Genomic DNA, 10,772 nt, shown 5'->3' with positions numbered 1-10,772 from the left:
AACCATCGGGGCAGCCGAATGCAACAACTACTTCAAAAACGCTGGATACGCTTCCGTCAAAACGTGAAACGCTCTAGTGTGGTGGATTTGAAGTTCCCGGCATTGACGGCATTCGCGTTGAGGAACTTCAAATCCAAAAACCACACTAGAATTCATTGAATTACTCGTGCGGCTTTTGAATCCGAAATTCGCTCGCCGCGCTGCTCCAACGTGATGCGAATTTCGGATTCACCGCACGAGCATCACGCCCTCGCAATGCGCTTTTTCCAGTAGCGGATCTGCTTCCTCACTTCCGATGGCGCGGTGCCGCCGAAGCTCGTGCGGCTCTTCACCGAGTTCTGCACGGCAAGCACGGAAAACACGTCCGCCGTGATGCCGGGGTGAATGGATTGCAAGTCTTCCAGCGGCAGCCTGTCGAGCCCGATCTTCTTCTCTTCGGCCAGCGCTACCGCGCGGCCGGTGACATGATGCGCCTCGCGGAACGGCAGGCCGAGGCTGCGCACCAGCCAGTCGGCGAGATCGGTCGCGGTCGCATAGCCTGACCCGGCGGCCTTCCTCATGGCGGCGGCATTCACCGTCATGTCGCGCACCATGCCGGTCATCGCCGCCAGCATCAGGTCGAGCGTCTCGGCGGCGTCGAACACGGATTCCTTGTCTTCCTGCATGTCCTTGCCGTAGGTCAGCGGCATGCCCTTCATGACAGTCAGCAGGCCGACCAGATGGCCGGTGACGCGGCCGGTCTTGCCGCGCACCAGCTCGGCGGCGTCGGGGTTCTTTTTCTGCGGCATGATCGAGGAGCCGGTGGAGAATGAGTCCGACAGCCTGACGAAGCCGAATTGCGGCGTCGACCAGATGATGATTTCTTCGGCTAGCCGCGACAGATGCGTCGCGCAGATCGCCGCCAGCCCCAAAAACTCGAGCGCGAAATCGCGGTCCGAAACGCTGTCGAGGGAATTGCGCATCGGCTCACGGAAGCCGAGCGCCCTGGCCGTCTGGTGCCGGTCGATCGGAAAGCTGGTGCCGGCAAGCGCGGCCGCACCGAGCGGGCTTTCGTCCATCCGTTCGATAGCGTCGCGAACACGCGACAGGTCGCGCGAGAACATCTCGACATAGGCCATGCAGTGATGGCCGAAGGTTACCGGCTGAGCCGCCTGCATGTGGGTGAAGCCCGGCATCACCGTTGCCGCATGCTCCTCGGCTCGCTCCAGGAACGCAGTGATCAGGCCCTTCAGCGCCTCGGCGACGCGAAAGCACTCGTCCTTGACCCATAGCCTGAGATCGACCGCCACCTGGTCGTTGCGCGAACGGGCGGTATGCAGGCGGCCGGCAGCCGGGCCGATCAGCTCGGCAAGGCGGGCCTCGACATTCATGTGGATGTCTTCCAGCCTGGTCGAGAACTCGAACGTGCCGGCTTCGATCTCTGCCAGGATCGTGTTCAGCCCGTGAGCGATTTTTTCTTGGTCGGCCGTCGAAATAATGCCGGTTTGCGCCAGCATCTCGCTGTGGGCGATCGAGCCTCTGATATCCTGCGCGTAGAGTTTGCGGTCGAACGAGATCGACGCGTTGATCGCTTCCATGATCGCGGCCGGACCCGAGGCAAAACGTCCGCCCCACATCTGGTTGCTGGCCTTCTTGTCGCTCATCGCTATAACCCGTGCTCCGGAGCAGTTTTAAAAAATGGCAGACGGCAATCGATTTTTCCCGGCCCCGCGCCTCATCCTCGCCGCTTTGGTGGCAGGCGTGCTTGCCGGCGCGGTCGCGGTATATGTCAGCGAAAGCGGTTCTGGCAACAACGCCCCCGCTCAAGTCGCGGTTGGCGACAGCAAGGACGATGTCGCCTGCGCCGCCAAGGCCGACCGCGCCAAGGCGGTCGCGGCGGCTGCCACCGGTCAGGTTGCCGCACTTTTGCCGGCCGATCCGCCGCAATCGCTGAAGGGCCTTGCCTTCAACAGCCCCGACGGCAAGCCGATGACGCTCGCCGACCATGCCGGCAAGACGGTGCTGCTCAATCTGTGGGCGACATGGTGCGCGCCCTGCCGCGCCGAAATGCCGGCACTCGACGCGCTGCAGAACGAAATGGGCAGCGATGCCTTCGAGGTCGTCGCGGTCAATGTCGATGCCGGCGACGACAGCAAGCCGAAGAAGTTCCTCGAGGAGACCGGCGTCAAGGCGCTCGGCTACTACCGCGATTCGACGATGGCGCTGTTCAACGATCTCAAGACACGCGGCCTGGCGCTCGGCCTGCCGGTCACCATGCTGATCGACGGTGAAGGCTGCCTGATTGCCCACATGAACGGCCCGGCAGAATGGTCGAGCCCGGACGCCAAGCGGCTGGTCGAGACGGCGCTCGGCAAGTCTGACTAATGCATGTCGCGCAATAGAGCGCCCTTAGGAGGCGCCGGCGATTGCCGGCCGTCGTCGTTGTTCGATTGGTGAGCCGGCTTGGCAATTCCTTTCCATCGGCTCCTATTCGGAAGCGCACGCCACTTTAAGTGGAAATCAAGTTCATCGGCCTGCAACAAAACCGTTGTCCAATTGTCATGGGCGGCACATATTGGCTTTGCGAGAGTGCCCCTTTCGCCAATGACAAACGGGAGATGAAACATGAAGTTCTTCGGCTTCGCGGCCGGTGTCGCCGCCACCTTGACCCTGCTTTCCACCACCTCCGCCTTCGCCGTCACGCAGATCAGCTGGTGGCACGCCATGACCGGCGCCAACGCCGAGGTCGTCGGCAAGATCTCCAAGGATTTCAACGCCAGCCAGAGCGACTATGAACTGGTTCCGGTGTTCAAGGGCACCTATCCGGAGACGCTGAACGCCGGCATCGCCGCTTTCCGCGCCGGACAGGCGCCCGACATCCTCCAGGTGTTCGACGTCGGCACCGGCGTGATGATGGCGGCCGAGGGTGCGATCAAGCCGGTTGCCGAGGTGATGACCGGTGCCGGTATGACCTTCGACAAGAGCCAGTATCTGCCCGGTATCGTCGGCTATTATTCGAAGCCGGACGGCACCATGCTGTCCTTCCCCTACAACTCCTCCTCGCCGATCCTCTACTACAACAAGGATATCTTCCAGAAGGCCGGCCTCGACGTGAACAATCCGCCCAAGACCTGGAATGAGGTGTGGGAAGCCGCCAAGAAGATCAAGACGAGCGGCGCCGCCCCTTGTGGCTATACCTCGACCTGGCTGACCTGGATCCATCTGGAGAATTTCGCGGCGTGGAATGATGTGTCGTGGGCGACCCAGCAGAACGGTCTGGCCGGCGGTGATGTCGAACTCAAGATCAACGCGCCGATTTTCGTCAACCACTTCCAGGCGCTCGCAGACCTCGCCAAGGACGGCACCTTCAAATATGGCGGGCGCACCTCCGAAGCCAAGCAGATCTTCCTTGCCGGCGAATGCGGCATCTTCACCGAATCGTCGGGCGGCCTCGGCGACATCGTCAAGTCCGGCATGAACTATGGCATCGGCCAGCTTCCCTACGACAGCGACGCCAAGGGCGCGCCGCAGAACACCACGCCGGGCGGCGCCAGCCTGTGGGTGTTCGGCGCCAAGTCGGACGAGCAATACAAGGGCGTTGCGGCGTTCTTCGCCTATTTGTCCAAGACCGATGTGCAGGACTATCTGCACCAGAAGTCGGGATACCTGCCGGTGACGCTCGCTGCCTACGAGGCGACCAAGAAATCGGGCTTCTATGACAAGAACCCCGGCCGTGAGACACCCATCCTGCAAATGACGGGCAAGGCGCCGACCGACAACTCGAAGGGCGTGCGCCTGCCGAACCTGCCGCAAGTGCGCGATATCCAGAACGAGGAGTTCGAGAAGATGCTGGCCGGCCAGCAAACCGCTCAGCAGGCGCTTGACAACGCGGTCACGCGCGGCAACGCCGCAATCAAGGAAGCGCTGGAGAACTGACGGGATTATCTCGGTTGGTGTCTGTTTGAATATCGCCCACGCGAGTTCGCGTGGGCGTCCCCGAGATAGCGAAGGAAATCAGCCTGTCTCCCCGCGTCGTCTTTCCCAACAAGATCCTGCCCTACCTGCTGGTGGCGCCGCAACTCGCCATAACACTGGTTTTCTTCTACTGGCCGGCTGGTCAGGCGCTTTACCAGTCGATGCTCAGGCAGGATCCGTTCGGGCTGAGGACCAGGTTCGTCTGGTTTGCCAATTTCCGCAAGGTGCTGGCCGATCCGGCCTACCTCAATTCGATCAAGGTCACCGTGGTGTTCTCGCTTGCGACCGCGATCGTCGCGATGTGCGTGGCGCTTTTGCTTGCGGTCATGGCCGAGAAGGCGGTGCGCGGCAAAGGCCTCTACCGCACGCTGTTGATATGGCCTTATGCCGTGGCGCCGGCGATTGCCGGCATGCTGTGGCTGTTTCTGTTCAATCCTTCGATCGGCTCGTTGGCGTATTTGCTGAGAAGCCTCGGCATCGCATGGGATCCGCTGCTCAACGGAACCCACGCCATGATCCTGCTGGTGTCGGCGGCTGCCTGGAAGCAGATCAGCTACAATTTCCTGTTCTTCGTAGCCGGTCTGCAGGCAGTGCCGAAAACGCTGATCGAGGCGGCGGCCATGGACGGCGCCGGCGAGACTAAGCGCTTCTGGACCATCGTCTTCCCGCTGCTCGCGCCGACCACCTTTTTCCTGCTGGTCGTCAACACCGTCTATGCCCTGTTCGACACGTTCGGCATCGTTCATGCCGTCACCGGCGGCGGGCCGGGCAAGGCGACCGAGACCCTGGTCTACAAGGTCTACAATGATGGTTTCGTCAATCTGATCCTGGGCGACTCGGCGGCGCAGTCGGTCATCCTGATGGCGATCGTCATTGCGCTCACCGCCATCCAGTTCCGCTACGTGGAACGCAAAGTCCACTACGGCTGAGGGCAGCGATGATCGGCCAGTCCCCGCTCCGCACCTTCATCGCCCATGCCGTGCTGATCCTCGGTATATTGATCGTGGCTTTCCCGATCTACTACACGTTCGTCGCCTCGACACACACGCTGCAAACCATCCTCAGGCCGCCGCTGCCGCTTTTGCCCGGCGGCCAGCTCTGGAACAACTACAGCGAGGCGCTGTTCGGCGGCATTGGCCGCATCGGCGGTGTCAGCGTCGGCCAACTGCTCCTCAACACCACGATCATGGCGCTCGGTGTTGCGGTGGGAAAGATCTGCATCTCGATCCTGTCGGCCTATGCGATCGTGTTCTTCCGCTTTCCCCTGCGCATGACCTTCTTCTGGCTGATCTTCATCACCTTGATGCTTCCCGTCGAGGTGCGCATCCTGCCGACCTACAAGGTGATGGTCGATCTCGGCATGATCGACACCTATGCCGGCCTGATCATCCCGCTGATCGCCTCGGCCACCGCGACGCTGCTGTTCCGCCAGTTCTTCATGACCATACCGGGCGAATTGGTCGAGGCGGCGCGCGTCGACGGCGCCGGGCCATGGCGCTTCTTCTTCGATATTCTGTTGCCATTGTCGCGCACCAACATCGCGGCGCTGTTCGTGATCCTCTTCATCTACGGCTGGACGCAGTATCTTTGGCCGCTGCTGGTCACCAACAGCAACGACATGAACACCATCGTCATCGCGTTGAGAAAGATGGTTTCCTTCGCCGATGCCGATACCGAATGGCACCTGGTCATGGTCACGGCGATGCTGGCCATCGTGCCGCCGATCCTGGTGGTGGTGCTGATGCAACGCTGGTTCGTGCGCGGCCTGGTCGAATCCGAAAAGTGAGAAGCTGATGGCGACCGTCGATCTGAAGGACGTGAAGAAGGTCTATCCCAGCGGCGTCGAAGCCGTGAAGGGGGTCTCCATCGCCATTCCCGACAAGGAGCTTTGCGTGCTGGTCGGTCCCTCCGGTTGCGGCAAGTCGACGCTGCTGAGGATGATCGCCGGTTTGGAGACCATTTCCGCCGGCACAGTCGCCATCGACGGCAAGGTGGTCAACGCCATCGGCCCGACCGAGCGCGACATCGCCATGGTGTTCCAGAACTACGCGCTTTACCCGCATATGAAAGTTTATGACAACATGGCCTATGGCCTGCGCAATCGCGGCACGCCGAAGGACGAGATCGACAGCAGGGTGCGTTCGACCGCCAAGGTGCTGGAGCTTTCGGCGCTGCTCGACCGGCGGCCGCGCGAGCTTTCCGGCGGTCAACGCCAGCGTGTCGCCATGGGCCGCGCCATCGTGCGCAATCCGAAGGTCTTCCTGTTCGACGAGCCGCTCAGCAATCTCGATGCCAAATTGCGCGGGCAGATGCGGGTCGAGATCAAGAACTTGCAGCGCACGCTCGGCGTCACCTCGGTCTATGTCACTCACGACCAGCTCGAGGCGATGACGCTGGCCGACATCCTTGTTGTCATGAACGCCGGGCTGGTCGAGCAAACGGGCGCGCCGCTCGACATCTACGAAAAGCCGGCGTCGATCTTCGTCGCTTCCTTCATCGGCGCGCCGCCGATGAATCTTCTGGCGCTGACCGGAAGTTCCTCAGGCCCGATGCTGGCTGACGGCACCGCGATCGGCTTTGCGGCTCCCGGAACACAAGCCGTGACGCTGGGGTTTCGCCCTGAAGATGCCGACGTCACCTTCGATGCGGAGGCGCTGCCCGGTGCGCTCGTCCTGCCGGCGACAGTCGAAGCGGTCGAGCCGGTCGGGGCCGAAAGCTTTCTTCACTGCGCCGCAGCCGGCAGCCGTATCATCGTGCGCGTCTCAGGGCGCGCCACCGCAGCGCCCGGCGAGCAGTTGCGTGTCGTGGCCATTGCCGAAAAGCTGCACTGGTTCGATCAGGCCGGCAAGCGGGTCGATTGAAGCCGGCCTGTCGGCCTGATCGGCGCGCTACCCGAGCGTTCAGGCAAACACATGCGCCTTGCCCGACACCGTCAGTCGGACGATCTCGCCAACCACCGGTGTGTCCATGCCTGGCTTGCGCAGGACCAGTGGCGTGTTGCCGATCGCGGCTGCGTCCGGCGGATCGGGACTGTTCAAGAGCCGCACCGCGATGGTGCACGTCGAGCCGGCGAATTCGGATTCCGTCACTTCGCCGAACAGCATGTCCGGCGTGCCCGACATGCCTTCGCGCGATGTTCGTTTCAACAGCACCTGTTCCGGCCGCAGCATGATGCGGGCGAGATCGCGCCGCTCGGTGCTGTCGACGGCGATGCGGCCGAGCGGCGAGCTGGCGAAGCCGTCCGCGATCTTGGCCGGCAGGATGATGGCGTCGCCGAGGAATTCGGCGACCATCCGGTCCTTCGGCTTGAGATAAAGCTCGCGCGGCGTGCCGACCTGCGAGAATTTGCCTTCGCGCATCACCGCGACCTGGCTGGCAAAGGACAGCGCCTCGGCCTGGTCGTGCGTGACCAGGATCGTGGTGATGCCGGCGGCCTCCAGAAGCTCGGCCACCGCCTTGCGCATCGATGCGCGCAGGCCGGTGTCAAGCGCCGAGAACGGCTCGTCGAGCAGCATCAGCCGCGGCTTCATGGCCATGGCCCGGGCCAGCGCCACACGCTGCTGCTGACCGCCTGAGAGCTCGTGCGGCCGCCGTTTCAGGATCGCCTTGTCGAGCCCGACGATATAGGCGAGCTCGGTGATACGCTCGCTGCGCTTGTCCTGGTGATGCCGCATGCCGAAACCGATATTGGCGGCGATGCTCAGATGCGGGAACAGGGCGCCGTCCTGCGCCACCACGCCGATGCCGCGCCGATATGCCGGCACCGCGGCGCCGCCATTGGCCAGCACCTCGCCGTCGAGCACGATGCGACCCTGGTCCGGCACTTCGAAGCCGGCGATCAACCGCAGCAAGGTCGTCTTGCCGCAGCCGGACGGCCCGACGATCGCCGTGCGGCTGCCGCTGGCCACGCTGAGGTCGACGCCGGCCAGTGCGGCCACCGGGCCGTAGTGCTTGTGCACATCGGTGAGTTCGAGGAAGCTCATCGCCCGGCCATCCGCTTCGACTGGACGTAGAGCAGCCAGGTCAGCGGCAGCGACATCGCCACCATGATGAGCGCGTAAGGTGCGGCGGACGCATAGTCAATCTCGCCGCTGTGGGCCCAGAACGCCATCGCCAGCGTGCGGGTGCCGTTAGGCGCCAGCATCTGCGTGGCGGTCAATTCGTTCATGATGCCGAGCGCCACCAGCGCCATGCCCGCCGCGGCACCCGGCGCCGACAGGCGGATCGTCGTCGACCACAGCGCCCTGAGCGGTGGCCGGCCGAGACTGGCGGCGGCGCGTTCGAGCTCGACCGGCGCCTGCGCGATCGACGCCCGCAGGCTGATCAGGGCGCGCGGCAGGAACATCAGCGCATAGGCTACGAGGATCGTGAACAGGGTCTGATAGAGCGGCAGGGCGATGCGCACCGTGATGGTGACCAGCGCCAGCGCCACGACGACGCCTGGCAGCGAGCCGACGATGTAGTTGCAGCCCTCCAGAAGGCGCTGCAGCGGCCCCGGCGCGCGGATCGAGATCCAGGCCATCGGCATGGCGGCGATTGTGGCGAGCAGGGCGCCGGCGAGCGCCAGGAAAAGGGTCTGGCCGAGCGCCAGGCCGATCTCATCGAGGCGCCAGACATCGGCGCCGCCGGCCACAAGCCAGCGGCCGATGGTGACGAACGGCACGCCGAGCGCCAGCAGCGCGGTGACGACGGGCAGAGCCAAGCACGGGATGGTGGCGCGGCCGAGCCTTGTGCGTTGCTGCTGCCGCGCGGCGCCCGAGCCGACGCGGGCATAGCGCTCCTCGCCGCGCACCAGCACTTCGATCCCGAGCAGCACGAAACAGCATGTCACCAGCACCGCAGCCAGCATGTTGGCGGCGGGGCCGTTGAAGGTCGACTGGAACTGGTCGACGATCGCCGTGGTGAAGGTATCGAAGCGGATGAACACGTAGAGGCCGTACTCGGCCAGGAGATGCAGGCCGACCAGCAGTGAGCCGCCGCAGATGGCGAGCCTGAGTTGCGGCAGCACGACCCGCCGGAACACGCGCCATGGCCCGAGGCCGACGGCTGCCGCGGCATCTTCGAGAGCAGGATCGAGCCGGCGCAAGGCTGCCGCCACCGGCAGATAGAGGAACGGGAAATAGGCGACGACGGAAACCAGGACGCCGGCCCACAGCCCGTGCAGTCCCGGCACCAGGGTAATCCAGGCGTAGCTGTGGACGAAGGCGGGGATGGCGAGCGGCGCCACCGACAGCCAGGCCCACAGCCGGGCACCGGGAAGGCTGCTGCGTTCGGTCAGCCAGGCCAGCGCCACCGAGAGCACGATGCAGATCGGCACCGCCAGCACCACCAAAAGCAGGGTGTTGACCAGCAGCTCGCCGACACGTGGCCGGAAGACCAGTGCCGATACGGTGTCCCAGCCGGTCTGCACGGCAATCCAGATGATGAAGGCGAGCGGCAGCAGCGAGAAAAGTGAGACCAGGATGGCGGCGAGCGAAATCCAGGATATCGGCCGCCGGCGCCTCCAATGCACAGCCACCATGCCGGTCGGCAAGCCTGAACGTGCAAGGTCGGCCGCAGGCAGCATCAGCTCAGACGCCGAACCGTTGAAACGATCGCAGAGCCGCAAACACGGCCAAAAACGCAGCTTGTCGTCATGGACGAATGCCACCTCGAAAACAGAGCGCTCCTGCGGAAGCGAATTCCCGCAGGAGCGCAGTCGGCTGCCGTTTTAGGACGAACGCGAACTAAAGCAAGCCGGCTGCCGTCATCAGGTCGGTCACCTTCCTGGAGTTCAGCGTCGTCGCGTCGACCTTCGGCGCCTGCAGATCGGCCAGCGGCACCAGCGCCGGATTGGACTCCGCGCCCTTGCCGACCGCGTATTCGAAGGAATTGCCGGTCTTCAGCACGTCCTGACCACCCTTGCCGGTCACCCATTTCAGGAAGGCCTGGGCTTCCTTCGGGTGCTTGCTGGAGGCCAGCACGCCCCCGCCGGAAACCGAGACGAAGGCGCCCGGATCTTGGTTCTTGAAATAGTGCAGCCCGACATTGTTGCTGTTCTCGCCGGTCTTGGCCTGGTCGCCGTAGTAATAATAGTGATAGATCACGCCGCCATCGACCTCGCCGGCATTGACCGCCTTCATCACCGTGCTGTTGCCTTTGTAGGCGGTGAAGTTTTCCTTCATCGCCTTCAGCCAGTCGGCCGTTGCGGCCTCACCCCTAAGCTGCAAAAGCGCGCTGACGATCGCCTGGAAATCGGCGCCGGACGGCGAAGCGGCCCAGCGTCCCTTCCAGCTCGGATCGGCGAGTTCAAGCAGCGACTTGGGCAACTGCTCGGCGGTCAGTTTGGTCTTGTTGTAAGCAAAGACGGTGCTGCGCGCGGCGATGCCCACCCACTTGCCGCTGGCCGGCTGGTACTCCTTGGGAATCTGCGCCAGTGTGTCGGCGTCGACCGGCGCGAACAGGCCTGATGACTCGACCAGCACCATGGCCGGTGAGTTTTCCGTCAGGAACACGTCGGCCGGCGAGGCGGCGCCTTCGGCAACGATCTGGTTGGAAAAATCGCTGTCGCCGCCGTGGCGAACGGTGACCTTGATGCCGGTTTCCTTGGTGAAACCTTCCACCCAGGCATTGGTCAGGCTCTCATGCTGGGCATTGTAGACGACGATGCCGCTGTCCTGGGCCATAACCGGGCTGGCGACCAGGCTGATTGCAAGTGCTGTGGCTCCGGCAAGGACGGAAAGAGCATGTTTCATGGACGTCATCCCGCTCGATCGCGATGGTTTTGGCTTAGCATGGCTGCACTATCAATTCCTGATCGGTGTAGTCAACATTGGTGA

9 protein-coding genes are annotated in these 10,772 nt (G+C 63.5%); 5 read left to right on the top strand and 4 right to left on the bottom strand.

Annotation, left to right across the window (positions count from 1 at the left end):
• Positions 1 to 242: 242 nt before the first annotated feature.
• Positions 243 to 1,643 (bottom strand): argininosuccinate lyase, encoded by a 1,401-nt coding sequence (argH, locus tag AC0L18_RS29500; protein WP_473495310.1) that lies wholly within the window; start codon positions 1,641 to 1,643, stop codon positions 243 to 245.
• Positions 1,644 to 1,677: 34 nt separating this feature from the next.
• Here argH and tlpA point away from each other — a divergent pair, with 34 nt between their 5' ends.
• The 5 genes from tlpA (at position 1,678) to AC0L18_RS29475 (ending at position 6,815) form a co-directional block, all read left to right on the top strand.
• Complete coding sequence (gene tlpA, locus AC0L18_RS29495) at positions 1,678 to 2,364, top strand: thiol:disulfide interchange protein TlpA (RefSeq protein WP_287346722.1); 687 nt, start codon at positions 1,678 to 1,680, stop codon at positions 2,362 to 2,364.
• A 240-nt stretch (positions 2,365 to 2,604) separates the two neighbouring features.
• The gene (ugpB, locus tag AC0L18_RS29490) at positions 2,605 to 3,915 is read left to right on the top strand and encodes a sn-glycerol-3-phosphate ABC transporter substrate-binding protein UgpB (protein ID WP_473495309.1); all 1,311 of its coding nucleotides are present in this window, start codon (positions 2,605 to 2,607) and stop codon (positions 3,913 to 3,915) included.
• 83 nt (positions 3,916 to 3,998) lie between these two features.
• Entirely contained in the window at positions 3,999 to 4,883 is an 885-nt protein-coding gene (gene ugpA, locus AC0L18_RS29485) for a sn-glycerol-3-phosphate ABC transporter permease UgpA (protein WP_128176137.1), read from the top strand.
• A gap of 8 nt (positions 4,884 to 4,891) precedes the next feature.
• Positions 4,892 to 5,740 carry a sn-glycerol-3-phosphate ABC transporter permease UgpE gene (gene ugpE, locus AC0L18_RS29480; protein ID WP_023797226.1) on the top strand — a complete coding sequence of 283 codons (849 nt, stop codon included), beginning with the start codon at positions 4,892 to 4,894 and terminating at the stop codon, positions 5,738 to 5,740.
• 7 nt (positions 5,741 to 5,747) lie between these two features.
• The gene (locus tag AC0L18_RS29475; RefSeq protein ID WP_473495308.1) at positions 5,748 to 6,815 is read left to right on the top strand and encodes a sn-glycerol-3-phosphate import ATP-binding protein UgpC; all 1,068 of its coding nucleotides are present in this window, start codon (positions 5,748 to 5,750) and stop codon (positions 6,813 to 6,815) included.
• A 39-nt stretch (positions 6,816 to 6,854) separates the two neighbouring features.
• Here the strand turns inward: AC0L18_RS29475 and AC0L18_RS29470 are convergent, their stop codons facing one another.
• The 3 genes from AC0L18_RS29470 to AC0L18_RS29460 all read right to left on the bottom strand — a co-directional run bounded on the left by AC0L18_RS29470 (position 6,855) and on the right by AC0L18_RS29460 (position 10,688).
• Positions 6,855 to 7,937: an ABC transporter ATP-binding protein gene (locus tag AC0L18_RS29470; protein WP_473495307.1), complete on the bottom strand. Its 1,083-nt coding sequence runs from the start codon at positions 7,935 to 7,937 to the stop codon at positions 6,855 to 6,857.
• Positions 7,934 to 9,520: an ABC transporter permease gene (locus AC0L18_RS29465; RefSeq protein ID WP_473495306.1), complete on the bottom strand. Its 1,587-nt coding sequence runs from the start codon at positions 9,518 to 9,520 to the stop codon at positions 7,934 to 7,936. The genes AC0L18_RS29470 and AC0L18_RS29465 overlap by 4 nt, the downstream gene beginning before the upstream one ends.
• Before the next feature lie 160 nt (positions 9,521 to 9,680).
• Entirely contained in the window at positions 9,681 to 10,688 is a 1,008-nt protein-coding gene (locus AC0L18_RS29460; RefSeq protein WP_473495305.1) for an iron ABC transporter substrate-binding protein, read from the bottom strand.
• Between the last annotated feature and the right edge of the window lie 84 nt (positions 10,689 to 10,772).

The organism is Mesorhizobium sp. WSM4819 (assembly GCF_055811215.1).
This window is presented reverse-complemented; position numbering and strand designations above follow the sequence as displayed.

What these genes read in the sequence shown, in the direction of transcription:
- argH (WP_473495310.1), bottom strand. Translation starts at nt 1,643, where the DNA reads ATGAGCGACAAGAAGGCCAGCAACCAGATGTGGGGCGGACGTTTTGCC.
- tlpA (WP_287346722.1), top strand. Translation starts at nt 1,678, where the DNA reads ATGGCAGACGGCAATCGATTTTTCCCGGCCCCGCGCCTCATCCTCGCC.
- ugpB (WP_473495309.1), top strand. Translation starts at nt 2,605, where the DNA reads ATGAAGTTCTTCGGCTTCGCGGCCGGTGTCGCCGCCACCTTGACCCTG.
- ugpE (WP_023797226.1), top strand. Translation starts at nt 4,892, where the DNA reads ATGATCGGCCAGTCCCCGCTCCGCACCTTCATCGCCCATGCCGTGCTG.
- AC0L18_RS29475 (WP_473495308.1), top strand. Translation starts at nt 5,748, where the DNA reads ATGGCGACCGTCGATCTGAAGGACGTGAAGAAGGTCTATCCCAGCGGC.
- AC0L18_RS29470 (WP_473495307.1), bottom strand. Translation starts at nt 7,937, where the DNA reads ATGAGCTTCCTCGAACTCACCGATGTGCACAAGCACTACGGCCCGGTG.
- AC0L18_RS29465 (WP_473495306.1), bottom strand. Translation starts at nt 9,520, where the DNA reads ATGCTGCCTGCGGCCGACCTTGCACGTTCAGGCTTGCCGACCGGCATG.
- AC0L18_RS29460 (WP_473495305.1), bottom strand. Translation starts at nt 10,688, where the DNA reads ATGAAACATGCTCTTTCCGTCCTTGCCGGAGCCACAGCACTTGCAATC.